The organism is Arminella tubonensis, assembly GCF_003240585.1.
GTDB lineage: Bacteria > Pseudomonadota > Alphaproteobacteria > Rhizobiales > Rhizobiaceae > Rhizobium > Rhizobium tubonense.
Map to the genome: position 1 here is coordinate 22,917 of NZ_PCDP01000028.1, position 26,836 is coordinate 49,752.

Genomic DNA, 26,836 nt, shown 5'->3' on the forward strand with positions numbered 1-26,836 from the left:
GTGATGACGGAACTGGAAATCCTGGCAAGGCTCGTTGCCTTTCCCTCGGTCGTCGGCAGCGCCAACCATGAAATCGTCGAGTGGATCCGCCTCTATGCGCAAGGCTGCGGCGCCAATGTCACGGTAGCGATGGGGCCGGAGGGCGATCGTGCCAACCTGTTTGCGACGATAGGTCCGAAAGACGTGCCCGGAATCCTGCTATCCGGCCATATGGATGTCGTACCGGCTGGAGAGCCGGGTTGGACATCGGATCCTTTCGCCTTGCGCGAGGATGCTGGGCGGCTCTACGGGCGCGGCACCAGCGACATGAAGGGCTTCCTCGCCTGCGGGCTCGCCGCTCTTCCGGCACTCGCCGCCATGCCGCTTGCACAACCCGTGCACCTGGCATTCTCCTATGACGAGGAGGCCGGCTGCCGCGGTGTACCGCATCTGATCCGGCTGCTGCCAGACCTCTGCGCCAAACCGGAGGGCTGCATCATCGGCGAGCCGAGCGGCCTGCGGGCGATCCGCGCCCACAAGGGCAAGGCCGCCGCCCGCGTCGAAATTCGTGGCCGCTCCGGGCATTCCTCCCGGCCGGACCAGGGATTGAACGCCATCCACGCCATGGCAGCTATCCTGAGCGAGGCTGTGGAGGCCGCATCAGTGCTGGCAACAGGGCCGTTCGACCGGAATTTCGAGCCCGCCTACTCGTCGCTCCAGGTCGGCGTCATCCGCGGCGGCCAGGCGGTCAACATCATCCCCGATCTCTGCACGGCAAATCTCGAGGCACGCGCCATCGCCGGCGTCTCTCCGGCCGCCCTGCTGGACCCGATCCGCGCCGCGCTGGCGCAACTGGAGGCTCAGGGTTTCGAAACCCGCTGGGAGCTTCTCAGTGAATACCCGGCCCTCTCGCTTGCTGCCGGGTCGCCTCTCGCAATCCTGCTGGGGGAAGTGACCGGGCAAGAGCCGCTGGCGGCAGTCAGCTATGGCACGGAAGCCGGGCTCTATCAGGCAGCCGGAATGGACGCCATCATCTGCGGTCCGGGTGATATCGCCCGAGCCCACAAGCCCGATGAATATATCGAGCCGACAGAACTCGCCGCGTGCCGGACGATGATCGAAAATCTCGGCAAGCGGCTTTGTGCTTGACCGATGTGAGCGGAAATCGATGAAAAAATCAGTTCGATCTGCCGCACTTCTAATTTGTTTCAGCGCATCCTGCTACGGCGCGTGATCAAGAATAAAGGAAAGACGAACTGGGAATATCGCATGGCATTTCTGTTCAACTCCGACGCTGAGCGAGCCCGGATATTTGCCGCCGAGTTCAAACGCGAATTGCCGCAGCTTCCTTTTCTGACCGACCCGCAAACCGTTGACCCGGCCGATGTCCGCTATCTCCTGACATGGACCGCCCCGCCCGACATGGCCCGCTACCGCAATCTCGAGGTTCTCTTCTCGATCGGGGCCGGCGTCGATCAGTTCAGTACCGCAACGTTGCCGGATACCGTCAAGCTCGTGCGCATGGTCGAGGACGGCATAGTCCGCATGATGCAGGAATATGTGACCCTCGCAGTTCTCTCCCTGCATCGCGACCTTCCCGGCTATCTCGATCAGCAGAGGCAGGGCGTCTGGAAGACACGTGCTGTGCGGCAGGCCGCCGAGCGGCGTGTCGGCGTCCTCGGTCTTGGAATGCTGGGGCAGGCAGTGCTGGAACGCCTCAAGCCTTTCGGCTTTCGGCTGTCGGGCTGGAGCCGGTCGCGACGCGAGATCGCCGGCGTTGCCTGTTTGCACGGGGCAGCGCAACTCGATGATTTTCTGGCAGGCACCGATATCCTGATCTGCCTCTTACCGCTGACGGCGCAAACCCGCGGTCTCCTGAACGCCGGCCTGTTCTCAAGACTTCCCGCAGGCGCATCGCTGATCCATGCCGGTCGCGGGCCGCAACTTGATCAGCACGATTTGATCGAGGCGCTCGATAGCGGCCATCTCGCAGGCGCCGTCCTCGACGTCACCGATCCAGAACCGCTGCCGGCTGACCATGTGCTCTGGCGGCATCCAAAGGTCGTCCTGACGCCGCACATCGCCAGCGTCACCCAGGCTGAAACCGCCGCAAAGACGGTGATCGCCAACATTCTTCGCCACGAGGCCGGGCAGGAGCCGATCGGCCTCGTCGACCGCACCCTCGGATACTGACAAACCAGAGAAAGAATATTTCCATGTCCCTCCTTAAGCTCATCGACACCAATCCGCAGACAGTCCCGCGGGAATCGAAGCCCACGGCAGAGCGTCTTGTCTCCGGCGATCCGTCCTTCAAGACTTGGGTCCAGGACGCTTCGCGCGACGACAGCGTTTTGACCGGCGTCTGGGAAGCGACGCCTGGCGAAACCCATTCGATCAAGGGAACGACCTTCGAATTCTGCCACATCGTATCAGGCGCAGTCGAACTGGCCGAGAAGGGCGGCGAAACCGTAACCTATCGCGCTGGCGATAGCTTTGTGATGAAACCCGGCTTTGTCGGCATCTGGCGCACGATCGAGACCGTCCGCAAGATCTATGTGACGATCAGCTGACAACCATGGAGGAGGATTTGGGGCCTTTCGAACAGGAGAGAGACTTGCTCCCTGCTTCCGCCGGTACTCGGCATTCTTCGCAAAAATCACCCCGGAATGTAGATTCATCTTCGCGCCTTGCCCAAGCGCGCGATTGTCGAGGCCCTCATCGTCGGCGACATCGACGTGGCGATCACGCTTTCGCCGATCACAACCCCAACCGTCCTTGGCCAACTGCTGACGAAGGTCAACGTCGTCGCGGGGATGCGCAAGGACGATCCGCTGGCCGAATGCGACGTCGTAAGACCCGAGGATCTCGATGCGCGACGGCTGATTTCCTATGGATCGCGTGCGGAAGTGGGCGCCAATCTCGATGATGCTCTTGCCGCCGCTCGACGAAAGCGCGATCTCGCAATTCAAATCGCCTCCTCCGTCGGCGCGGCACCGCTGGTGCGCGAAGGCCTCGGCATCGCCCTCGTCGACGGGCTGGTGGCATGGCACGGATTCAAGGGATTGGCGGCGCGCGTTATCCCGGAGGTCGATATGCAGCTCGCCGTTTCCATCAACAACGCCCGGCCCGAGTCGCGCTTCCTGCAGCTTTTTCTCGCGGCGCTGCGAGCGGCTATCTGAGCAGTGGACGATTGCGCTGCGAAGATGTTGGCAAACGGGATATTCCATCGCGTCGAACGCCACAGTCGATGCAAACTGCGCAAGGATTGCGGCTAGGTTCGGGTTGCGCCTGAAAGCCGAAGGAGACCTCATGTCGCTCAACTTCGATCCCAACGCCATCGTGCTGCCCCGCGCTAGCACTTGCCGATCACCTGACCTATGGCCTTGCCGGGGTACACATGCTCCAGCATCAGCAAGGATCTCGGCCGGGAAGCCTATCTGGCCAACAGGAAATCCAAGAGCGTGCTGATCAATCTGTAAAGGAATACACCATGAAAACCTATTCCATCGCGCTCATCCCCGGTGACGGTATCGGTGTTCCGGTCATAGACGCGGCCTGGCAGGTGCTCGAAGCGGCCGCCGCGCGGGCGAACTTCAAGCTCGAAGCCAAACGCTTCCCTTGGTCCTGTGGCTTCTACAAGGAGACCGGTTCGATGATGCCGGCAGACGGTATACAAATCCTGCGCGGCCATGACGCCATCCTTTTGGGCGCCGTCGGCTGGCCAGCCGCAGTGCCGGATTCGGTTTCGTTGCATGGCTTGCTGCTGCCTATCCGCAAGGCCTTCGTACAATATGCCAACATACGCCCTCACCGGCTTTTGCCGGGCGTCGAAGGTCCGTTGAAATCCGGTGGCTTCGATATTCTCTGTATCCGCGAGAACACCGAAGGTGAATATTCCGGCGCCGGCGGACGCGTGCATGTCGGCACGCCGGACGAGGTAGCAGTGGAGACCTCCGTCTTCACCCGCAAGGGTGTCGAGCGCATCCTGCGGTTCGGCTTCGAACAGGCGCAACTGCGCCGCAAGCAACTGGCGTCGGTGACCAAATCGAATGCCCAGAGATATTCGATGGTGTTCTGGGACGAGATCACCGAGGCGCTTTCGGCCGAATATCCCGATGTCGAGGTGAAGAGTTATCATATCGACGCCATGGCGGCGCGCATGGTGTTGGCGCCTGAAAGTCTCGACGTCGTCGTCGCGTCCAACCTCTTCGGTGATATCCTCACGGATCTCGGTGCGGCGATCCAGGGCGGGCTCGGCTTTGCCGCATCCGCCAACATCTGCCCGGACCGCACGTCCCCGTCGATGTTCGAACCGGTGCACGGTTCGGCACCCGATATCGCACATCTCGGCATCGCCAATCCGATTGCCGCGATCTGGTCCGCGGCAATGATGCTCGATCACCTCGGCCAAGCAGCGGCTGCAGCCAACATCATTAAAGCCGTAGAAACCGCGACGGCGCGCGGCGTTGGCACCAGACCTGGCCAAGACAGGACAGATGACATAACGGCTGCCGTACTTTCGGCTCTCACCTGAACAGAAAGGATCACCCATTGGAAACCCTGAAAGACAAAAGCCTTTTCCGGCAGCAATGCCTGATTGCCGGCAGCTGGCGCAACGCTGCGTCCGGAGCGTCCCTACCGGTCACCGATCCGGCAACCCAGCATGTCATCGGCCATGTTCCCGATGTGAGCGGCCGCGAAACGCGCGAAGCGATCGAGGCGGCACGGGCAGCATTTGCGTCTTGGAAGGCAAAGACCCATGCCGAGCGCGCCGCCCTGCTGGAAGCCTGGCATCGGCTGATGCTCGAACATGAAGAGGATCTGGCCATGATCCTCACCGTCGAACAGGGCAAGCCGCTGACCGAAGCGCTTGGCGAAATCCGTTACGGCGCGTCCTTCGTCAAGTGGTTCGCCGAAGAGGCACGCCGCATCGGCGGAACCACTATACCCTCGCCGACACGGGACCGCAGGATCGTCGTCCTGAAGGAAGCCGTCGGCGTCTGTGCCATCATCACACCCTGGAATTTCCCGAATGCGATGATCACACGCAAGGTCGCTCCCGCCCTTGCCGCCGGATGCACCGTGGTCGTCAAGCCATCCGAATTCACCCCGTTTTCAGCACTGGCCCTTGGGGTTCTGGCCGAGCGCGCAGGCATTCCGGCCGGCGTCATCAACATCCTCACCGGCATGCCGGCCGATATCGGCGCCGAGTTCATGGCCAACGAAATCGTGCGCAAGATCTCGTTCACGGGATCGACGCGCGTCGGATCGCTGCTGATGCGCGGCGCGGCAGACAGCATCAAGCGCCTCAGCCTTGAACTTGGCGGCAATGCGCCGTTTATTGTGTTCGACGATGCCGATCTCGATCTTGCCATCGAAGGGGCAATCGCCTCGAAGTTCCGCAACGGCGGCCAGACCTGCGTTTGCTCCAACCGTATCCTCGTGCAATCGGGTGTCTACGACGCCTTTGCGGCAAGGCTGTCCGCGCGCGTCTCCGCCATGACAGTGGGCCCCGGCACCGGTGACCCCGTCGATATCGGACCGATGATCAACGCCGCTGCCATCGACAAGATCGATCGCCATGTCGAAGACGCGCTTGCCAAGGGGGCGCGCATTCTTTCCGATCGCCCGGCCATGCCGGAGGGCAAGCAATACGCGGTGCCGCTGGTACTCGGCGGGGCGACGACCGAGATGCTGCTGGCCAGTGAGGAGACATTCGGGCCTGTGGCACCGCTGTTCCGGTTCGAAACCGAAGCGGAAGCCATCGAAATTGCCAATGCCACCCCGTTCGGCCTGGCTGCCTATTTCTACACAGAAAGCCTGAAGCGCTCATGGCGCGTGGCGGAAGCGCTGGAATTCGGCATGGTGGGATTGAACACCGGCTCGGTTTCGACGGAGGTCGCGCCATTCGGCGGCGTCAAGCAATCCGGCCTCGGCCGCGAAGGCGCGCAATGCGGCATCGAAGAATATCTGGAAATGAAGAGCTTCCACATCGGCGGACTGATCTGAGGTCTGCCGGGACGCAACAAAACAGGGCGCGAAGCCATCATCACCGCGCCCTTCATGCGTTGCATTTCGCTTACTGAAAGCGATCGAGCGTCTTGTAGTAGAAGCCGACCATCGGCAGGAACCACGGCTTGCCGAAATGACCCGCGATTGCCGGCCATTCAAGACCGGATACCGGATTGCGGTCGGCTTTTCCCATCATCGCATCGGCGATGACAATGCCCATATGGGTCGACATCTGCGCGCCGTGCCCCGAGTAGCCCATGGCGAACCAGACGCCATCGGCGAAACCGGCGCGCGGAAAACGGTCCTTCGTCATATCGACCAAACCGCCCCAGCAATAATCGATCTCGACATTGGCAAGCTGCGGAAAAATCTCCCGCAATCCGGCCTTTAGGATCGCGCCGCTCTTGTCGTCCGAGCGTTGATCGGAGGTCGCGGAGAACCGCGCCCTGCCACCGAAGATCAATCGGTTGTCCGGCGACAGCCGGAAATAATTGCCGATATTGAGCGAAGTCACGCAGGTGCGGTTCCCGGGCATGGCGGCTGCCACCTCCGCATCGGCAAGCGGCCGAGTAGCAATGATGAAGCTTCCGACGGATACGATGCGGCGGCGGAAATAGCTGAAAGGGCCCGAAGTGTAGGCACCGGTTGCGACGAATACCGTGTCCGCGGTCAGGCTTCCGCGCGCGGTGGTCAGATTATGCTTGCCATATGCGACCTTGCGATCCGTCACCGCGGCATTTTCGAAAACGACCGCGCCATGGCCCACCGCCGCGCCCGCGAGGCCGGTTACAAACCGGCCCATATGCATCATCGCACTTTTCTTCGACAGCATGGCGCCATGGAAGGAGGTCGAACCTATTTCCGTGCTCAGATCCCCTGCCATCAGAAGGGCCGTGTCGGGATCGACCTCACGGTTCACTGCCTCGAAATTGCCAGCGATGGATTTGAAATGGGCCGGCTTGGAAGCAAGCTTGAGCTTGCCGGCACGGCGGAAGTCGCAGTCGATCCCCTCCTCCGCGACGATCCGCTCGATGGTGTCGACTGAATCGTCGAAGGCACGGTAGAGCGCCTTGGCGCGCTCAACGCCCAGCTCATTCTTTGCCGAAAGAAAGCTGTGCGCGATGCCGTTGTTCAGATGTCCGCCGTTTCGCCCCGAAGCACCTGTACCGACTTGACCTGCTTCCAGAACCACGACTTTGACGCCCGATTTGGCCAGATGCCGGGCGGCCGACAATCCGGTGAAACCACCGCCGATAACGGCCACGTCGTAGTGGCCCTCGACTGGCCCCTTCTTCGCTTGCTCGAAGACGGGAGCGGAATCGTGCCAATAGGACTTGAACTGCATCGCCATTCTCCGTCAGAGCCCGACGACGCCGGGCAGGCCAGAAATATCCCTGATCTCGGTATATTCGTAGAATGGATTTGCCGGTTCATGGCCGCGGTTGACCCAGACCTTGTTCTTGATGCCGAGATCATAGGCGGACATTAGATCGTAGCGGAAGGAGGACGAGCAGTGCAGAATGTCTTCCGGACCGCAGCCGAGCATGTCGAACATGTATTCGAACGCCTGGAAGCGCGGCTTATAGGCGTTCGCCTGCTGGGCGGTGTAGACCGCATGGAACGGCGCACCGAGCTTTTCGACGTTCGACATGATCTGCTCGTTCATGGCGTTGGACAGGATCACCAGCGGAATCTCCTTGGCGACTTTGGCAAGACCCGCGGGAACATCGGCATGCGGACCCCAGCTTGGAACGGTCTCGTAAATCGCCCGCGCATCCTCGCCGCGGAAGGCTACGCCGTTTCTCTCGCACGTCCGTTCAACCGCATTGTGCAGTACTTCGTTATATGGCTTCCAGTCACCCAGGACCTCGTCGAGCCGGTAGGCCGCGAAGTTCTTAATGAATTGCTTCATTTTCGGCTCATCCAACTGCGCGCCATAAATCTTCTGGGCGGCCTCGGCCATTTGGAAATTGGTCAGCGTGCCGTAGCAGTCGAAGGTGATGTATTTGGGCCGAAACTGGGGCATATCGTCGAATTCCTCGCTGGTTCACGATATCAGCGCATTGGTCCGAGCGCTTTCTTCACGACGATCATAACCATCCCGATCGTATGCGTTCACCGCAATTGCCGCGACTGAAAGCAGATTGTTTCGTATCGTCGCTGCCGTTTGGCAGAGAGTTGCGCTGTGCGCGCCGATCTTCCGACCTTCAGCCCACCTGGGCAAACTTGCACGGCATAAGATGCGGCACCCGAGGCCGCAGACAGCTCAAAGATATCGCGCAATTTCGATCGTCGGGACGATCTACTCTTCCATGGGCGCTATCAATTGAAAGAGACAGCCGACCATCAGGTATTGAATAATGCAGGTAAGCCAGATCGAGCTCGTAGAATTTTCACCCAACCATCTCGAGGGCGCCGTGGCGCTGTCGCGTCAGGCGGGATGGCCCCATCGTCTCGAGGATTGGGCGATGGTACTGTCGCTAAGCACCGGCATCGTCGCCCTCGACAATGGCCGGGTCGCCGGCACCATCCTTGTAACGCACTACGGAGGCGCAGGTGCCAGGATCAATATGGTCATCGTGGACAAAGCGATGCGCGGACGAGGCATCGGTCGCCGCCTGATGGACGTGGCGCTTGCTGATTGCAAAGGGCGGGAATGCCGCCTGGTGGCGACGGAGGAAGGCCTGCCTCTTTACACCAAGCTTGGCTTCCAGGAGACGGGTATTATCCGACAGCATCAAGGCATTATCAACGCGCGCGCTCCGGTCGAGGGCGTCACCTGGGCGACGGCTGCCGACATCGCCGAATGCGCAGCAATGGATCGCGCAGCGTCGGGTCTCGACCGCGCTGAGCTGATCGCCTCGCTTGCGGATCGAGGCAGTATCGCCACCCTGCGCAGAAAAGACAATATTGCAGGTTTTGCCGCCTTGCGCGACTTCGGTCGCGGCGAGGTCGCAGGACCGGTGGTTGCGGCAAGCGCCGAGGATGCAAAGCATCTTCTTGCCTTTCTTTTCGCGGCCCGCCCGGGCGCCTTTCTCCGTGTCGATACCACCGAGACATCTAGCCTTGGTCCATGGCTTGCCGATCAGGGGCTCGCCCATGTCGGCGGCGGTATCACCATGAGCAAGGACGGCCCTGCGGCACGACACACATCGCCATTCCAAACCTTCGCCCTGGCCAGTCAGGCTCTTGGCTGAACCTGGAGATAGACATGCTGAGCAACTCCCTGATCGAACTCGACCGCGCCCATCTGGTCCATCCGGTTGCCTCCTACCGCGGCCATGAAAAGATGGGCGTCCGTGTCCTGAAATCAGGCATCGGCGCCACGGTCACCGACGCATCCGGCCATGAGCTGATCGACGGTTTTGCCGGGCTTTGGTGCGTCAATGCCGGCTATGGCCATGAAAGCATCGTCGAGGCTGCAGCAAAGCAGATGCGCGAACTGCCTTACGCCACCGGCTATTTCGGCCTCGGCTCGGAACCTGCTATCCGTCTGGCGTCGGAACTTGCCGACCGGTCGCCCGGCGATCTCAATCACATCTATTTCACGCTTGGAGGATCGGACGCAGTCGACAGCACGGTCCGCTTCATCCGCTACTACTACCACGCCATGGGCACCCCTGAGAAAGACCAGTTCATCTCCGTGGAACAGGGCTATCATGGCTCGTCGACGGTCGGTGCCGGCCTCACCGCCCTGCCCTCCTTTCATGCCGGCTTTGGCGTACCATTCGACTGGCAGCATAAGATTCCGTCCCACTACGCCTACCGCAATCCGGTCGGCACCGACGCAGGCGCGATCAACGCTGCGTCCACCGCAGCTCTGCGCAAGAAGGTGGAGGAACTCGGCGCCGATCGTGTCGCAGCCTTCTATGTCGAGCCGATCCAGGGGTCGGGCGGCGTGCTGGTGCCGCCGCCCGGTTGGATGAAGGCGATGCGCGATCTGTGCACCGAACTCGACATTCTCTTCGTGGCCGACGAGGTGATCACCGGCTTCGGCAGGACCGGGCCGTTATTCGCCTGCTCCGACGACGACATCGTGCCGGATTTCATGACGACGGCCAAAGGCCTGACGTCTGGCTACGTGCCGATGGGCGCGGTCTTCATGTCGGACAAGATCTACAACACCATCGCCGACGGCGCTGGCAGTGCCGCAGTCGGTCACGGCTACACCTACTCGGCACATCCGGTCAGCGCGGCAGTCGGCTTGGAAGTTCTTCGACTCTATGAAGGCGGCCTGCTTGAAAACGGCCGCAAAGCCGGCGCACGACTGATGGAAGGCCTGCGGGGTCTGTCAAGCCATCCGCTCGTCGGCGATGTCAGGGGTCGCGGAATGCTGGCGGCCATCGAGCTCGTTACCGACAAGGAGCGCAAGACGCCCCTGCCAGCCGCCGCCGACCCGTCGCGGCGCATTTTCGACCGCGCCTGGGACAACGGGCTGGTCGTGCGCGCCTTCGGCAGCGGCGTGCTCGGTTACGCGCCGCCGCTCTGCTGCACCGAACAGGAAATCGACGCGATCATCGAGCGCACGCGCATGACGCTCGACCAGACCCTCGAGGATCCGGATGTTCGCTCCGCGATGGCGTGACGGCCGGGCTGAGTGCGGGCAACACGTCGCTGCTTCTGGCACTCGGGCGCGATATTCCGCCTGACCGCCATATTCGAAATTTTCTGCCGCCACACCTTCGTCTTTCAGAGAATCCGGCGACCGTTTCTTGAGACACTCATATGAAATCTGGCGAAAAGCATAAGAAACTCGGTGATCGCCCGCCACGGGAACAGTCGGACTGAAGAGAGCCGGTTCGGCATATAGTTCTGTCTTCAGGCGACAGGCAGCGGAACATGACGGTCCGTTCTAAAGAGGAAAATGAAGTGGCAAAGACTTTCGAGGATTTCAAATATCTGACGTTCGACGTTGTCGGTACGCTGATAGATTTCGAAAGCGGGCTGGTGGGCTGCCTGAAGACGATCGGTGCCGAGGCAGGTGTCGATACCGACGGCGAGACGGCTCTCGCCTTCTACAGGCAGGCGCGCTACATGCCGGATGTCGGTCTCTTTCCCGACGATCTTGTCCGCGTCTACCTGCAGATCGCCCCCAAGCTCGGGCTGCCGGCGGAACGGCGGTTCGGCGAGCAGCTGCGTGATTCCGCGAGGACGTGGAGAGGTTTCCCCGATAGCGCGGAAGCCATGGCGCGTCTTGCTAAACGCTACCATCTGATCGCCATGACCAACGCTCAACGTTGGGCTTTCGAATGTTTCTCGAAGGAGCTGGGCAATCCATTCTACGCGAGCTTTACCGCAGACGATACCGGCACGGAAAAACCGGACCCGGCGTTCTTCGAAAAGGTCTTCGTCTTCATCGAGAAGCAAGGCGGCACTCGCGACGATATCCTGCATGTCGCGCAGAGCCAGTATCACGACATCGGAATTTCCAGAAAGCTCGGGCTGACGAATTGCTGGATCGAACGCCGTCATGCGCAGAAGGGCTATGGCGGAACGATAGAGCCTGACAATTTCACGACACCGGATTTCCATTTCACCTCCATGGCGGCACTTGCCGATGCCGTGGAGCAGACGAAAGCCGCCTGAGGGGAATTGCCTTCAGGTCGCACGCAGTAACGCCTTCATCACAACCAAAAAAAGGGGAAGCGCATGTCTGACAATACATTCATCAACTGGACCACGGCCGACGACGCCGCGATCCAAAATGCCATCCGCCGCGGTGCAAGCCGCCGCGACCTTCTGAAAATGCTGATGGCGGGCGGCATCGCTGCCGCGGCCGGGACGACAATTCTCGGGCGCGCGGGCCGTGCCATCGCTGCGACGCCGGTCGCCGGCGGCACATTGAAGGCTGCAGGCTGGTCTTCATCAAACGCCGATACGCTCGATCCGGCGAAGGCTTCGCTGTCGACCGACTATGTGCGTTGCTGTGCATTCTACAACCGTCTGACGTTCCTCGACCAAAATGGCGTCACACAGATGGAACTTGCCAAGAGCGTCGAGAGCGCCGACGCCAAGGTCTGGACCGTCAAGCTGCGCAGCGGCGTTACCTTCCATGACGGCAAGACGCTGAAGGCAGCCGACGTCGTCTATTCGCTCAATCGGCATCTGGATCCGGCTGTCGGCTCCAAGGTCAATTCAATTGCCAAGCAGATGACCGGCATCAAGGCACTTGACGATCTGACCGTCGAGATCACGCTCGCCAATCCGAACGCCGACCTTCCCACCATTCTTGCCATGCATCATTTCATGATCCTGGCCGACGGCACGACCGATTTCTCCAAAGCGAACGGAACCGGCGCCTTTGTCTGCGAAACCTTCGAGCCAGGTGTTCGCTCGATCGCCGTCAGGAACAAGAATTATTGGAAGGAAGGCGGCCCGCATCTCGATTCGTTCGAATTCTTTGCGATCTCGGACGACTCGGCTCGTGTCAACGCGCTGCTGTCCGGCGACATCCAGCTAGCGGCCTCGATCAACCCACGTTCCATGCGCCTGCTCGAGAACCAGCCGGCGTTCGTTTTGTCCAAGTCCACGTCGGGCAATTACACAAACCTCAACATGCGACTGGACCTGAAACCCGGCGATAAGGCCGATTTCGTGCAAGGCATGAAATATCTGCTGAACCGCGAGCAGATCCAAAAGTCGGTGCTCCGCGGGCTTGCGGAGATCGCCAACGACCAGCCGGTCTCGGCGGCGAGCGTCTACCACAATGCCGATCTGAAGCCGAAGGCCTTCGATCCTGAAAAGGCGAAGTTCCATTTCCAAAAAGCCGGTCTTCTCGGACAATCCATCCCGATTATCGCATCAGATGCTGCCACCTCGTCGATCGACATGGCCATGGTCATCCAGGCCGCCGGCGCCGACATCGGCATGAAGCTCGACGTCCAGCGCGTCCCATCGGACGGTTATTGGTCCAACTACTGGCTGAAGGCTCCGGTCCATTTCGGCAACATCAACCCGCGCCCCACGCCGGATATCCTGTTCTCCTTGCTCTATGCGTCCGACGCACCGTGGAACGAAAGCCAGTACAAGTCGGAGAAATTCGACAAGATGATGATCGAGGCGCGTGGCATGCTCGATCAGGCAAAGCGCAAGGAAATCTATGGCGAGATGCAGGTGATGATTTCTGAAGAAGCGGGGACGGCAATCCCGGCCTACATCTCCAACGTCGACGCGATTTCTTCAAAGCTCAAGGGACTGGATGCCAATCCTCTCGGCGGAATGATGGGCTATGCCTTCGCGGAATATGTCTGGCTCGAAGCCTGACATCCGTCAGCAAGCAGGCCGAGGACAAGGTAATGTCCTCGGCCCTACTCCATGTTACTCTGCCTCGACGGCCGATCCCGCGGCGGGAGCACCCATGAACATTCACGTCCTCGTGCTGGTGATGAATAGACTGCTTGTCGCCGTCATCACGCTTCTGATCGTTTCCTTCACAGTCTTTGCCGCCACGGAGCTGTTGCCGGGGGATGTCGCACAGATCCTCTTGGGACAATCGGCCACGCCCGAAGCCGTGGCCGGCCTGAGAGCCGCGATGCATCTCAACGATCCCGCCATACTGCGGTTCATCAAATGGCTGGGTGGGCTTGCGACCGGCGATCTCGGTATCTCCTATGCCAACAACATGCCGATAGCACAGCTGATCGGCCCGCGTTTCCTGAGCTCTCTTCAGCTTGCGGCTGCAACAGCCCTGTTCTCGGTGCCGATTGCGATGGTGCTCGGCATCACGGCGGCTATTCTGCGCGGTTCCCTCTATGACCGGATCGTCACCACCGTTACCATCGCCGTCATTTCAGTGCCGGAGTTCATGGTTGCCACCTCGGCGGTCCTTTTCTTCGCCGTCTATCTGAAATGGCTTCCCGCTCTGTCATTCGCCAACGAGGTACATTCTTTCGGCCAATTGCTTCGGGTGTTCGCAATGCCGGTAATTACCTTGAGCTTCGTGATCTCAGCGCAAATGATTCGCATGACCCGCGCCGCAGTCATCGAGACACTTGGTACGCCCTACATAGAAATGGCGCTTCTCAAGGGCGCCTCGCGTTCGCGGATCGTCCTGAAGCACGCCCTTCCCAATGCGCTCGGGCCGATTGTCAACGCCGTCGCCTTGTCGCTCTCCTATCTCCTGGGTGGCGTCATCATCGTCGAGACGATTTTCAATTATCCGGGCATCGCCAAGCTCATGGTCGATGCCGTGGCGACTCGCGACCTCCCGCTGATCCAGACCTGTTCGATGATCTTCTGCGTCGCTTACCTGATCCTGATCACCGTCGCCGACATCATTGCCATCCTCTCCAATCCAAGGCTGCGCTGATCATGGCTTATTTTGCTCTGTCTCCCCGAAAGCTCGGCTATCGTTTCAATCTCGTCGGCATCCTCGGCTTCGCCATCATTCTCTTCTGGGCTTTGGTCGCTGTTGTCGCACCGTTGATCACGCCCTATCCGATCGGCGCGATCGTCGACTACGACTATTTCGGGCCGATCTCGGCGAAGTTCTTGATGGGTACCGACTATCTCGGGCGCGACATGCTGTCCCGCATTCTCATGGGCGCGCGCTATACGGTCGGGATCTCGCTTGGCGCCGTGGCCATCTCCTGCGTCACCGGCGTCGCACTTGGCATGAGTGCCGCCGTCGCCGGCGGCTGGTTCGACACATGTCTGTCACGCTTCCTCGATGCGCTGAACTCGATCCCGAGCAAGCTGTTCGGCCTCGTCGTCGTCGCGGCAGTCGGCTCGTCCATTCCCGTGCTCATCCTGACACTGGCGGTCATTTACACGCCGGGAGCCTATCGTTTCAGCCGCGCCCTTGCCGTCAATATCAACACGATGGACTATGTCACCGTCGCTACAGCCCGCGGTGAGAAGACCAGCTATCTCATCCGCTCCGAAATCCTACCGAATATTCTAGGCCCTGTTCTTGCCGATCTTGGCCTGCGCTTCGTCTTCATAGTCCTTCTGCTGTCCGGCCTGTCGTTTCTCGGCCTCGGCGTCCAGCCGCCGAATGCGGACTGGGGCGCGCTCGTGCGCGAAAACATCGGCGGTCTGCCCTTCGGCGCAGCCGCGGTGATGTTTCCTTCAATCGCGATCGCCAGCCTGACGATCAGCGTGAACCTGCTGATCGACAATCTTCCGCAGAAAATTCGTGACCGGAGCGCATGATGGCGAACCTTGTTGAGATCAGAAACCTCAAGGTCCAGGCAAAGACGGATGCCGATCGCAGGGTGGAGATCATTCGCAACGTCAGCTTTGACATAGCGGAAGGCGAAATTGTCGCGTTGATCGGCGAAAGCGGCTCGGGAAAGACCACTATCGCACTGACGCTGATGGGTCACACTCGCCCCGGATGCAAGATCAGCGGCGGCTCTGTCATGCTTGCCGGCAAGGACATGGCGAACCTTCCGGAAAAGAGCCTTGCCGCCCTGCGCGGCACCGAGGTTGCCTATGTGCCGCAAAGTGCCGCTGCTGCCTTCAACCCGGCACAAACCATCATGGATCAGGTGATAGAGGTCGTCCGCATTCACAAGCTGATGCCCATCATGGAGGCTCGCACCAGGGCGGTGGAACTCTTCCGTGCCCTTGCACTGCCCAATGCTGAAACCATCGGCTTGCGCTACCCGCATCAAGTCTCGGGCGGCCAATTGCAACGCCTCTCTGCGGCCATGGCGCTGATCGGCAATCCGAAGCTTGTGATTTTCGACGAACCCACGACGGCGCTCGATGTGACCACGCAGATCGAAGTGCTGCGTGCCTTCAAATCGGTGATGAAGAAGGGCGGCCTCTCCGGCGTCTATGTCTCGCACGATCTTGCAGTCGTCGCCCAGATCGCGGACCGAATCGTTGTGCTCAAGGGCGGTGAAATCCAGGAGATCGGCGAAACGGCGCAAATCCTTTCCTCGCCGGTGCATCCATACACACGGCAATTGGTCAGCGCCTTCAAGCCAACGCTACGCGTCACGCCGAGTCTCACGGAACAGGCAGCCCGACAGCCGCTGCTCGAGGTCCACAATCTTTCCGCCGGCTATGGCCCGTCTCAGTCGAACGGCATGCCATTGGCACTGGCGGTGAAGTCCGTCGATATCCGACTGGAGTATGGCCAGAATCTTGGCATTATTGGTGAGTCCGGCTGTGGAAAGTCGACTCTGGCGCGCGCGATCGCCGGCATCCTGCCGCCAGCTTCGGGCCACATCATCTTCGACGGCAAGGAACTTGCGCCTAGCGTGCATATACGCCAGCGCGACGAACTGCGAAAGCTGCAGATTGTTTTCCAGTTTGCCGACACCGCGCTCAACCCGTCCAAATCCATTGCCGATATTCTGGGACGCCCGCTTGTCTTTTATCACAGCATGGCCAAGTCGCAGCGTCAGGCTCGGATCGACGAACTGCTCGATATGGTCCACCTGCCGCGGACCGTCAAATATCGCCGCCCGGGCGAACTTTCCGGAGGACAGAAGCAGCGCATCAATCTCGCCCGTGCGCTGGCGGCGGAACCGAAGCTCATTCTCTGCGACGAGATCACCTCGGCACTCGATACAGTGGTTGCGACCGCTATCATCGATCTGCTGAAGGAGCTGCAACGCGAACTCGGCCTCTCCTACATCTTCATCAGCCACGATCTCTCTGTCGTGCGGGCGATCTGCGACGAGATCGCGGTCATGTATTCCGGCGAAAAGGTCGAACAGATGACCCCGTCGGACTTTGGCGGTCCTGAAGGTCATCCCTATTCGCGGCTGCTTTACTCGTCCGTTCCGAAACTCCACCCTGGCTGGCTCGACGGCCTGGAACGCGATCCCGAACTTGTCAGCGCCTTTTCCAAGCGGTGACTTTGCCTTCTTTTGTCGACAACGCGGCTAGATGTTGCGGCACGACAGGCACCCGGAAGGCTACATCGGAAAAAGGCTGGTCAGCGGCATATGCGGTTTGACGATCGGCGACTTCAGCACCACGAAACTGAAATATTTGTCGATGCCGATATCGATGTCGATAAGGCGTTCCATGGTAGTCTGGTATTCGACGATGCTGCCCGTAACAAACTTGATCATATAGTCGTAACCGCCCGATACGAGGTGGCATTCGATCACGGAATCCACCTTCTCGATCGCGGCCAGAAAGCGGGCAAAGTCGATCTGTCGATGGTTTTTCAGGGTAACTTCCGTGAAAACAGTCAGCGTCTGCCCCAGCTTGGCGACATTGATCTGCGCCGAATAGCTGATGATGTAGCCCTCGGATTGCAGCTTCTTGACTCGCATCAAGCACGGGCTGGGCGACAGATTGACCAGCTCGGCCAGCTCCACATTGGTGATACGGCCGTTTTTCTGCAGTTCGGAGAGAATCTTGATGTCGATCCGGTCGAGTTTCATCGGCGCACCATGGGTGTCGGCGGCACAATAGCGCGCAGCGTCTACAGCATATTATGCGGAACCTCTAAAGTGGCAAAGCGAAAATGACAGTTTTCAGCGCCCTGTAGCGCGCAGATTCGTACTTAAGCAGAATAATCTCCGTCATGGCACCCGCACCGCATTAAATGCTGCAAGCGTGTGTTCTGCGGCAAGCCTCTCGCGCGCCGTTTTGCTAAGGTCTTCTCATCACTGGAGAAAAATGGATGCCCGCTCCGCTTCTGAGGATTGAAACAACACCTGATTTGCCAAAACAGGCTGAAGTCGTGGTCATCGGCGGAGGCATCGCCGGGGTGTTTTCGGCATATTATCTTGCACGGCGCGGCGTCAGCGTTGCGCTCGTCGAAAAAGGCTTGATCGGGGCAGAACAGTCGAGCCGGAACTGGGGTTGGTGCCGCCAACAAAACCGCGACGCCCGCGAGCTGCCAATGGCGACGAAGAGCCTGGCGCTGTGGGATAGACTGGCAGAGGACCTCGGCGAAGATCCGGGATTCCGGCGCTGCGGCCTGCTTTATCTCAGCGACACCGAAGCGGAGATCGAAGGCTGGGCGCGCTGGCGCGACTTCGCGGCAACGGTAGGGGTCACGACCCATGTGCTGAGCGAGAGCGAGGCGAGCGAACGCGGTCGTGCATCTGGCAAACGGTGGAAGGGTGGCGTTTGTTCACCAAGCGACGGCACGGCCGACCCGGCGAGTGCAGTCCCGATCGTTGCGCGCGGCATCCTGAAAGCAGGCGGGTCCGTGAATCAGATGTGTGCTGCACGTGGCATCGAGACAGAAGCGGGTCGCGTCAGCGGCGTGGTCACCGAGGCTGGAACCATCAAGACGAAGACGGTGGTGCTTGCGGGCGGTGCCTGGGCGTCTTCCTTCTGCCATCAACTCGGGATTCGATTTCCACAAGCCTCCGTCAGGTCATCGATCCTGTCGGTTGCTCCCGGTGCAGAGGGCCTTCCCGACGCTCTTCATACCGCCGATGTCTCTGTTACTCGAAGGGGCAATGGTGGCTACACGCTGGCCATCAGTGGCCGCGCACGCGTGGATCCGACGCCGCAGCAGCTGCGCTTCTCACGGGAATTCATCCCGATGTTTGCCAAGCGGAGGCGTAGTCTGGCGCTTGGCGGCCTTGACGGCTGGAAGGCCTCCCACGAGACACTCGCCAAATGGCGGCTCGACGCGCCGACGCCGATGGAGAAGAACCGCATACTCGACCCGCGACCCGATCAGTCGCAGATCGACGAAACTCTCAAGCGCGCGCGGGCATTGCTGCCGGCACTGAAACAGGTCCGGCAGGACGGCCAATGGGCAGGCTATATCGACAGCACCCCGGACGGCGTTCCGGCAATCGGCGAGGTCGCAAGCCTTCCTGGGCTTGTGCTGGCCGCAGGCTTCAGCGGTCACGGCTTCGGCATCGGACCTGGCGCAGGTCATCTGGTGGCTGACATCATCGCGGGGACGACGCCGATTGTCGATATCGCGCCATACGATCCGGAGCGATTGAATAAATCGGCCTGGGGAAAGGTGGCGGATTTCTGAGCAGGTCCCAGGCGTCCTCACTCGGAAATCGGGCCCCCCAAAGGCGTTTGCCGGTGGTTTTGTCAAAGGGATGAACCGAAGACCGGTCAAACACGATGGCGATATTGTCGCCGTGGCGGATGTTGAGCCGTCCGCGAACAGGCAGGAAGCCGGCTGACCCGCACAGTCGATCCGAACGTAAATCTCAGATCCGTTCCTCGACGATCTCGACCTTTCCTTGGTTGCCGTGGCGGCCGGAACGGCCGTATTCCTACATTTAGATGCCAAGCAACAACTCCTTTCAAACACTGTTCGCCGGAGGCCGAACGCCGTAGAGCTAAGATTTACGAATTCTTCACCAAGACATCTCAAGTTTTGTCTGCGCGCTATGTTCCGCGTTTCGCACCGGTCTCTCCACCAATTAGCGATGGCTTTCCATGTCGACGAAGTTCTTGACCCTTGGTCCAAACGACGCGCCCGTCACCATTCTGCTGGCTCACGGGGCCGGCGGCGCAATGGATTCCACCGGAATGAACGAAGCCGCGAACGCGCTCGCCCAGGTCGGCTTCCGGGTTGCCCGCTTCGAATTCGGATATATGGCAGCTCGCCGCGTTTCAAAAGATCGCCTACCGCCGCCGCGAGCGGAGACGCTCATTCCAGAGTATGAATCTGCGCTTGCTGACCTCGCCGCGACCGGAACATTGGTGATAGGCGGCAAGTCCATGGGCGGTCGAATAGCAAGCATGATTGCCGACAGACTATACTCGGTCGGGAGGATCAATGGGCTGTTGTGCCTCGGCTATCCGTTTCACCCTATCGGCCAGCCAGACAAGCTGCGCACGCAGCACCTCGCGGAGTTACAGACGCCGACCTTGATCTGCCAAGGGACCCGCGACCAGTTTGGAACGCAAGATGAGGTATCCCGCTACACGCTTTCCAAGAGCATCGAAATCCTCTGGCTCGAGGATGGCGATCACGGGCTGAAGCCGAGAAAAAAGGTCTCAGGCTTCACGGCAGCCGAGCATCTCGCGACAATGGCGGCGGCAGTCAAAACCTGGGCTGAAAGGATCGCCGCTTAGAAGGCGAAATAGAGCGACGCCTTTGTCCAATTCTGATCAATGGCTTAGTCGCTCCGCTCAAAGCATCGAAGTAAGCGGCACCTTCCGCGGGAGAGACATAAGCCTGAAAGGAGCGTATTTTACTGATTCGGAGCGGTAACTGAGGGACACATTATGGGTACTGTGGAAGAGGTCGCAAGGGCGACTTGGCTTCTCCAACTCGCGATCGTGAAACGGGTTCAAGGCTCAAGCGAAATATCGACGCAATGGCGGCTGGATGGATCGGACGCCAAACTTCTTCCCCATCTTCTTGTCGAAAAATATCCCGACTTGGCCGATGTGCAGCGTGAGTTGCAGGGGGTCTTTGACACTTGCCGCTTGGCCGTCAAACGGAAATCAATCTCCCCTGTCTTGGCGCAGGCCGCTATTTCTCTCGCAAATGAGTACCGGGTAAAGATTTCAAAACTGAAGCATTAGAACTGAAGCGAGCCTTAACTCGTCCTCGCTGATCGAGAAGCACTTTTACAACGCTTGGAACGCTTTCATCGATGCCAAGACACCCATCCGGACCACCCAATTCGGTGCGGACCCAGCCGGGGGTCCACAAGAACAAGTGCCCGTGCGTCTTCCTTGTGCCGAGCCGAATAGCTACGCATGAACATGTTGAGAGCCCTTGCTGCCGCGAATACACTTCTCTTATTCCCATCGTATTGTTGTCAACGCTTCCCTGACCCGAGGACATGACACCGATTAGGCCATCCGGTGAGACGAGATGTTCTGGACCCTCAACGTTTCGCATGGGGCTGAGCGCATTGGTTACCAGGACGCGAATAAACTCGTCGGTCGTCACCTCGCCGATTGTTTCGTTCGGATCGTTTGTCGTTCCGGCATTCACAAATAGGATATCGAATAGCCGGCCAGCCACGCCTCACTCAGCGATGCAAGCTGAGCCGGTTCATTATATCGAGTGTTTCAATTGTAACCCGACGGTCAGAGTGGTTCGGCCAGATCATGCAGCTTGGTTCGGGTGGCCGCCCTCCGGAGCGTGCCGACGACGTTCCATTTTTGAAGAATTCTTCGGTCGGCGCATGGCCGAGCCCTCGTGATGCGCCGATGATCAAGATGCTGTTGGTGGAAATTGATGAAGATGTGTCATGGACGCCTCCTCTGTTGGTTGAGAGCCAAATATGAAAGCCAATCTCGATTTCACCAGACGCACAAAAGGCAAAGAATAGTTGCGTCCAGCGCTAGCGTTGGAGCCGATCCGCTTTATTGGATTTCTATGGAACACATCGATCTCAACCTCCTCACTGTTCTCGACGTGCTACTTTTCTGAAAGCAGCCGCCGCGGTCGGACCTCATCAAAGCGATAATCCGACGCGACGTCGAGGTTCGGGCGAAGCTTGGACCTTGGCCGAAAACCATGAGCCGGGCGACGCCCTCTCACGGTGATGAGCCATCTCATCGACTTCATCGCCTTAAAGTGTCATCCAGGCCCTGCGCTTCATTCGGCGACCACTCCTATCAGGCGCTTCCGGATTTCGTTCTCGGCAAACTTACCCTGGCGCTTCACAGCCTGCTCGAAGCCACGGCGGTCCGGTGCGATCCGCGACGACGTCGAGGCCGGCGATCTGTTAAACGCGGGGATGCGGCCCGCAACGCCGTCGATCGACGGCGACACCGCACAGGCAAGGCGAATGGTGGCCCTGCTCGTCGACGGCCTACGATAACGCCAGATGTGAGGGTACCTCGCGCTGGGCGATAGACGCGCGGCGAACCAGCCCGTCAGGTCGGGCATCCCCATTTGATTGGCAGGTTGCCTCACGGATGTGCACCCTGTTCACGCTTCCGCCGTCCATCACGCGCTCGGCAAATTGTTGCGCGCCCCACGCGTTCACCATGTGCGACAGGCGTCATAAACAACAAGGCATCCGAGTTCCGACTGCACGCGATAGGCTCGCACAAGCACCAATGACGAAAGTGAGGTTGCATGACTAGTCCACAGTAGCGGAGTGATGGCTGAGATAGCCGGAACGACCGCGTGATGAAAGGCTTGAGAGTTTGAAAAGCGCGGCAGCTCAAATACAGACATTTCAAGATCCGAATCTTATCATGGGCAAAGCACCGATCGTCCGGGCGATCTATGAGAGAAGGGATATCAGTGTCCTATGGGACCAGCTGTTTGCGCGCGTTTCTACCAACCTCGCTGATGCTGCCGCATTTATGGACGCGTCCATTCTATTGCACACCGTTGGAGAGCAGGAGAAGGCGGCAATCAGTCAGCAGGGTGCACTGGCGATCAGCCGAAATTACCGAATACGAAACGGACGGGGCATTGGCCCTAACGTCCTCGTTTTTGCGACTGCCGGTGATTTCATGGCGAACACGCCGATCGAATTTCTTCTCGAGAATTCCGACGCAAATATCCTGCTCCACTATGTCGATGCCGATACCAAGGATCTCGACGATGTCCCTGAGCACGACGTCGCGTTCGTCGCGATCGGCGAGGCCCCAGCCAATCTTGCAGTATTGGAGAACCTCGAGCGGCTTTTGGGCGGGTGGGTCGGCCCGATCATGAACAATGCACCTCGCCACATCATGGCGCTGTCACGAGACGGAGTCGCGGAAGCCTTCAAGGACGAACCATCGATCCTGGCCCCCGCCACAGCGCGCGTTTCCCGTACCCTAGTCGACAAACTAGGTTCCGGGGAGATCGAAGTTCAATCGATTCTCGACGACTGCTGTTTCCCTCTCATCGTCCGACCAGTCGGCACTCACGCCGGCAAGGGAATGGAAAAAATCTCGACACCATCGGAGCTTTCGGCCTTCCTGGAGTCTCAGGCCGAGACCGAATTCTACATCATGCCATTCATCGACTACAGCGGTGAAGATGGAAAATTCCGAAAGCAGCGAATCGCCTGCATCAATGGAAGGCCCTATGCGAGCCACCTGGCAATTTCCGACCACTGGATGGTGCACTATCTGAGCGCAGGCATGGCCCAGCATGAAGATCGACGTGCAGAAGAGGCCTTGTGGATGGCCAACTTCGATAGCGACTTTGCGGTGCGTCACGCCCGCGCATTTGACGCTCTTCATCGGCGTTTCGGGCTGGACTACTTCGCCATCGATTGTGCAGAGCTTGCCGATGGACGCCTGTTGCTGTTCGAGGCGGATGTGGCGATGATCGTTCACTCAATGGATTCGGAGAGTACCTACCCATACAAGAAGGGAGCGATGAGCAAGCTCTTTACGGCGTTCGAGAAGGCGCTTGAGCAGCGTGTGGCGCGGGCGACGGCGACATCCACGATCCAATGCGGCCATACGGGGAAACCGCCTGTCTATCAAAGAACCGAGAATGACTGCCTGATTTGCGCCCTGGCAATGTACACAGGCCGAACCTATGAGGAAATTCAGGAAATCGCGCGAGACTGCGATCCGGCATTCCCGTTCGGAGGACCGATGAGCCACTCGATAATGCGTGGCGTTGCCAACAAGTGCGGGCTCGTTCTCTTGAGTGGCATTTACATGCTCTGGTCGAAGCCGGCGATCATCGGGGTCGCTTCCCCTACGATTCCCAATACCGGTCACGCTGTTTTCTGGGACGGGGAAAAAATCATCGATCCTGGTTTCAGCGATCGCGTCGATCGCTCCTATGTCGACCGATGCGGATTGGAATTCACACAGCGGGCAAGCGATCTAGAGCCGCTGATCAGCCATGATGTTCAGGTCGCCTACATGGCGGGCGCCGTGGCAGTCAATGAGCCGATTTGATCGGCCCCCACCACGCTACTGCTTCAAGCACGGAGAACATCATGCCCGCAATACGTGGGATCCAGAAAGCGCCGATCGGCCGGGTTTCGGAAACCGGCAAACTGGATCAGCTTTTGGCATCCACAACTTCCGTATCACTCTTGCTCGGGACGGGAGGCGACAGGCGCATCTGGCCTGATCCGATCACTCGACGCAATCGATATGGAACACTGGCGACGCCGGCCGACGATGAGATATCGTTCGCGTCGACGACCGCGAGCAATGTTTCCGGCGAGGGTTTCCTCGCCGCCGGCATTGAATTGGCCCGTCTCGTCAATGTTGAATCGACCTCCCCTCTTGTCGTCGACCAATGGTTTGCCGACGTCCGTCACCGCATCGGTCTCTATCTCGGCTGCGCCAACGCGGAAATCATTCTAGCCGCGTCAGGAACAGATGCGGAGCTTTTGGCGCTTTGTCTGTTTGCCGGCCTTTCCAAGCGACCGTTGACCAACATCCTGGTCGCGCCGGACGAGACCGGAAGCGGGGTCCCGCAGGCGGCCGCGGGACGTCACTATTCCGATTTCACCGCGCTTGGCACCGCCGTGGAAGCCGGCGCCTCTCTGGAAGGTCTCTCGCCTGACCGCATCGACGTACGCGTGATTGCCATCCGCGACGAGACGGGTGCAGCCCGCGACCAACACCAAATCGATACGGATCTGATCGCCGCTGTCGAACACGAACTTGGGCGCGATCGCGATGTCCTTGTTCACGTGCTCGACACCTCAAAGACAGGCTTGACCGGGGTTACCCGCCAGACAGCGCGTCACGTGGCCGCGCTTGCTCCCGGACGCGTCCACGTCATCGTCGATGCCTGCCAATTCCGCTGCTCGATCTCTGCCCTGCAGCAGGATCTTGCCGACGGCTTTATCGTAGCTGTCACCGGATCGAAGTTCATCGCCGGGCCGCCCTTTTCAGGTGCACTTCTAGTTCCCGCAGCGCTTGCGGCGGAGTTTGCCGCGAGGGCTGATCTTCCGGCAGGTCTGTCCGACTATACGGCAGCTCACGATTGGCCAGCGTCCCTTCGTGAGCAAATGACCTTTGTGTTCAGGTCGGAGTTCAACCTCGGCCTGGGCCTGCGGTGGGCCGCCGCTCTGGCAAGCCTCAGTCGCTACGCCGAAATCGCAGAATCCCGGCAGCGCACGATCAAAGATCATTTCGTCAGCCTAGTGCGTTCTCGATTGGAAGGTGCGAAGGAGATTTTTCTTCATCCCGACGATGATGGTGACCATCTCGGCGCGCGCGCCATCGTTCCGTTGACGATGACACAGGCTTCCGGCGCATTCGCTTCGTTCGAGGAATCCCAACGGATTCATTTGATGATGCGCGAGCTTGTGGAAGGCCCGATTTGTCATATGGGCCAGGCCGTGCGTCTCGGAGGGCGTACCGTTCTGCGTCTCGCCGCGAGCGCCGCCGACGTCGTCACCGTTTCAGCAAGAATGACGGCCGGACAATCTTTGTATCAAGCATCGAGGCCGATCGAATCCAGACTTGACGGCCTGTTCGATAAGTTGTCTGCAGTGCTTCGCTATCGCCAGACCATCTGATTGTGCCGGCGATCGAGGGAAACTTGTCATGGTAAGCGATCCCGCAAAGAACTCTCCCAGCCTTGATCCATCGAACTGGGACGAATTTCGCCAGCTTGCCCACGGCATGCTGGATGAAATGATTACCCACATCGAAACAATTCGGCAGAAGCCAGTATGGCAACCGCCGGCGGACGAAACACGGGCGCGGTTTGCCCGGCCGTTGCCGAATGAACGGCGAGAGCTCGGCGATGTCCTTGATGATGTGCGCGCTCACATCCTCCCATTCGCCACCGGCAATTTGCATCCCTTATTTATGGGATGGGTTCATGGCGCAGGAACGCCGATCGGGATTATGGCAGAAATCGTCGCAGCCGGCCTGAACCTCAATTGCGGCGGCCGCGATCATGTCGGCCTTGAGGTCGAACAGCAGATCGTCCGCTGGATGAGTGAGACCCTCGGCTATCCGAAAGGCGCGAACGGCTTGTTCCTCACCGGCTCTTCGATGGCAAACTTTCTCGCGGTCACCATCGCCAAGACCGAAGCGCTGGGGCAATCTGTCCGGGAAACCGGCCTGCGAAACGCCGACTCCGAGCTTGTCGCCTATACGTCGGCCGAGGCCCATGGGTGTATCGCTCAGGCCATTCAGCTATCGGGCATCGGGTCCGCAAATTTGAGGAAGATTGCGGTCGACGCAGCCGGAAGAATGCTGCCCAGCGTATTGTCCGCAACGATTGAGCAAGACCGAGCGTTGGGATTGCTGCCCTTTCTCGTCGTCGCGACCGCAGGAACTGTCAATACCGGTGCAGTCGATCCGCTTGAGGAGATTGCTGCCATCGCGTCCGGTGAAAAGCTTTGGTATCATGTCGATGGAGCAATTGGCGCTCTCGCCATGTTCTCTGCCTCCATGCGTGGCCTGTTCAAAGGCATCGAGAGGTCATCCTCGGTGGCGCTGGATTTTCATAAATGGGGCCAGGTTCCCTATGACGCCGGATTTCTGCTGGTGCGGGACGGCGATGCCCAAAAGCGCGCTTTTGCACAGCCGGCGGCCTACCTGCAGCGAGCGGATCGCGGGCTTGCGGCTGGGGACACCTGGCCTTGCGATTTGGGGCCGGACCTGTCACGCGGGTTTCGCGCATTGAAAACATGGATGACAATCGAGGCGCTTGGAACGGAGCGCATTGGACAGTCGATTGCATATACCTGCGAGGTCGCGCGTCATCTTGCCAAACGGTTGGAAAGCGACCCGATATTTGAACTGAAGGCGCCCGTTGCCCTCAACATTGTTTGCTTTGGCATTCGTGGAAAGAACAATGAATTCGTCCGCAATCTGGTGTTGGATCTTCAGGAATCGGGCATGGCAGCACCGTCGTGGACCACGCTCAAAGGCGAGTTGGTCGTGCGCTGCGCCATCGTCAATCACCGCACGACGATCGATGATATCGACCAGTTCATCGAGACACTCAGCCGATATTTGGCCGAACGCAGTCTTTAAAAGCCAGATGCGGCGGCTATCGCTGCAAGTTGCGGTCGAGTGCCTCTCGACGCCATGGACG

22 protein-coding genes are annotated in these 26,836 nt (G+C 59.5%); 19 read left to right on the forward strand and 3 right to left on the reverse strand.

Annotation, left to right across the window (positions count from 1 at the left end):
* The first annotated feature begins 3 nt into the window (after positions 1-3).
* From argE to CPY51_RS08260, 6 genes are all read left to right on the forward strand, one after another.
* Positions 4-1,128 carry an acetylornithine deacetylase gene (gene argE / locus CPY51_RS08235; protein ID WP_195909478.1) on the forward strand — a complete coding sequence of 375 codons (1,125 nt, stop codon included), beginning with the start codon at positions 4-6 and terminating at the stop codon, positions 1,126-1,128.
* Between the two features lie 120 nt (positions 1,129-1,248).
* Complete coding sequence (locus CPY51_RS08240; RefSeq protein WP_111159900.1) at positions 1,249-2,172, forward strand: 2-hydroxyacid dehydrogenase; 924 nt, start codon at positions 1,249-1,251, stop codon at positions 2,170-2,172.
* A gap of 23 nt (positions 2,173-2,195) precedes the next feature.
* Positions 2,196-2,549, forward strand: a complete 354-nt coding sequence (locus CPY51_RS08245; RefSeq protein WP_111159789.1) for a cupin domain-containing protein — start codon at positions 2,196-2,198, stop codon at positions 2,547-2,549.
* A gap of 117 nt (positions 2,550-2,666) precedes the next feature.
* Positions 2,667-3,158, forward strand: coding sequence for a LysR substrate-binding domain-containing protein (locus CPY51_RS08250; protein ID WP_195909474.1), 492 nt, complete (start codon positions 2,667-2,669; stop codon positions 3,156-3,158).
* A 311-nt stretch (positions 3,159-3,469) separates the two neighbouring features.
* On the forward strand, positions 3,470-4,513 hold the full coding sequence (locus CPY51_RS08255) for a tartrate dehydrogenase (protein ID WP_111159791.1): 1,044 nt from the start codon (positions 3,470-3,472) through the stop codon (positions 4,511-4,513).
* Between the two features lie 17 nt (positions 4,514-4,530).
* Entirely contained in the window at positions 4,531-5,988 is a 1,458-nt protein-coding gene (locus CPY51_RS08260) for an NAD-dependent succinate-semialdehyde dehydrogenase (protein ID WP_111159792.1), read from the forward strand.
* Between the two features lie 70 nt (positions 5,989-6,058).
* Here the strand turns inward: CPY51_RS08260 and CPY51_RS08265 are convergent, their stop codons facing one another.
* Together CPY51_RS08265 and CPY51_RS08270 are read right to left on the reverse strand one after the other, a co-directional pair.
* On the reverse strand, positions 6,059-7,336 hold the full coding sequence (locus CPY51_RS08265) for an NAD(P)/FAD-dependent oxidoreductase (RefSeq protein ID WP_111159793.1): 1,278 nt from the start codon (positions 7,334-7,336) through the stop codon (positions 6,059-6,061).
* 12 nt (positions 7,337-7,348) lie between these two features.
* The gene (locus CPY51_RS08270; protein WP_111159794.1) at positions 7,349-8,017 is read right to left on the reverse strand and encodes a haloacid dehalogenase type II; all 669 of its coding nucleotides are present in this window, start codon (positions 8,015-8,017) and stop codon (positions 7,349-7,351) included.
* Between the two features lie 334 nt (positions 8,018-8,351).
* On the opposite strand from CPY51_RS08270, the gene CPY51_RS08275 reads away from it, so the two are divergent.
* The 7 genes from CPY51_RS08275 to CPY51_RS08305 all read left to right on the forward strand — a co-directional run bounded on the left by CPY51_RS08275 (position 8,352) and on the right by CPY51_RS08305 (position 16,805).
* Positions 8,352-9,188, forward strand: a complete 837-nt coding sequence (locus tag CPY51_RS08275; RefSeq protein WP_111159795.1) for a GNAT family N-acetyltransferase — start codon at positions 8,352-8,354, stop codon at positions 9,186-9,188.
* Between the two features lie 14 nt (positions 9,189-9,202).
* On the forward strand, positions 9,203-10,576 hold the full coding sequence (locus CPY51_RS08280) for an aspartate aminotransferase family protein (RefSeq protein ID WP_111159796.1): 1,374 nt from the start codon (positions 9,203-9,205) through the stop codon (positions 10,574-10,576).
* A 254-nt stretch (positions 10,577-10,830) separates the two neighbouring features.
* Complete coding sequence (locus CPY51_RS08285) at positions 10,831-11,577, forward strand: HAD-IA family hydrolase (RefSeq protein ID WP_111159797.1); 747 nt, start codon at positions 10,831-10,833, stop codon at positions 11,575-11,577.
* 63 nt (positions 11,578-11,640) lie between these two features.
* Positions 11,641-13,254 carry an ABC transporter substrate-binding protein gene (locus tag CPY51_RS08290; protein ID WP_111159798.1) on the forward strand — a complete coding sequence of 538 codons (1,614 nt, stop codon included), beginning with the start codon at positions 11,641-11,643 and terminating at the stop codon, positions 13,252-13,254.
* Positions 13,255-13,348: 94 nt separating this feature from the next.
* Positions 13,349-14,299 (forward strand): ABC transporter permease, encoded by a 951-nt coding sequence (locus CPY51_RS08295; RefSeq protein ID WP_111159799.1) that lies wholly within the window; start codon positions 13,349-13,351, stop codon positions 14,297-14,299.
* Positions 14,300-14,301: 2 nt separating this feature from the next.
* The gene (locus CPY51_RS08300; protein WP_111159800.1) at positions 14,302-15,144 is read left to right on the forward strand and encodes an ABC transporter permease; all 843 of its coding nucleotides are present in this window, start codon (positions 14,302-14,304) and stop codon (positions 15,142-15,144) included.
* A complete protein-coding gene (locus tag CPY51_RS08305; protein WP_111159801.1) occupies positions 15,144-16,805 on the forward strand; it encodes an ABC transporter ATP-binding protein in 1,662 nt (553 codons plus the stop codon). Before CPY51_RS08300 ends, CPY51_RS08305 begins: the two co-directional genes overlap by 1 nt.
* A 60-nt stretch (positions 16,806-16,865) precedes the next feature.
* Here the strand turns inward: CPY51_RS08305 and CPY51_RS08310 are convergent, their stop codons facing one another.
* The gene (locus CPY51_RS08310; protein ID WP_111159802.1) at positions 16,866-17,342 is read right to left on the reverse strand and encodes an Lrp/AsnC family transcriptional regulator; all 477 of its coding nucleotides are present in this window, start codon (positions 17,340-17,342) and stop codon (positions 16,866-16,868) included.
* Between the two features lie 242 nt (positions 17,343-17,584).
* On the opposite strand from CPY51_RS08310, the gene CPY51_RS08315 reads away from it, so the two are divergent.
* From CPY51_RS08315 to CPY51_RS08345, 6 genes are all read left to right on the forward strand, one after another.
* Positions 17,585-18,910, forward strand: coding sequence for an NAD(P)/FAD-dependent oxidoreductase (locus tag CPY51_RS08315; RefSeq protein ID WP_111159803.1), 1,326 nt, complete (start codon positions 17,585-17,587; stop codon positions 18,908-18,910).
* 416 nt (positions 18,911-19,326) lie between these two features.
* Positions 19,327-19,968 (forward strand): alpha/beta hydrolase family protein, encoded by a 642-nt coding sequence (locus CPY51_RS08320; RefSeq protein ID WP_111159804.1) that lies wholly within the window; start codon positions 19,327-19,329, stop codon positions 19,966-19,968.
* 153 nt (positions 19,969-20,121) lie between these two features.
* Positions 20,122-20,424, forward strand: a complete 303-nt coding sequence (locus CPY51_RS32250) for a hypothetical protein (RefSeq protein ID WP_146260099.1) — start codon at positions 20,122-20,124, stop codon at positions 20,422-20,424.
* A 1,635-nt stretch (positions 20,425-22,059) separates the two neighbouring features.
* Positions 22,060-23,718 (forward strand): ATP-grasp domain-containing protein, encoded by a 1,659-nt coding sequence (locus CPY51_RS08335; protein WP_206607237.1) that lies wholly within the window; start codon positions 22,060-22,062, stop codon positions 23,716-23,718.
* A 41-nt stretch (positions 23,719-23,759) separates the two neighbouring features.
* Entirely contained in the window at positions 23,760-25,301 is a 1,542-nt protein-coding gene (locus tag CPY51_RS08340; protein ID WP_111159806.1) for a hypothetical protein, read from the forward strand.
* 28 nt (positions 25,302-25,329) lie between these two features.
* Complete coding sequence (locus tag CPY51_RS08345; protein WP_111159807.1) at positions 25,330-26,775, forward strand: pyridoxal phosphate-dependent decarboxylase family protein; 1,446 nt, start codon at positions 25,330-25,332, stop codon at positions 26,773-26,775.
* Positions 26,776-26,836 lie beyond the last annotated feature (61 nt).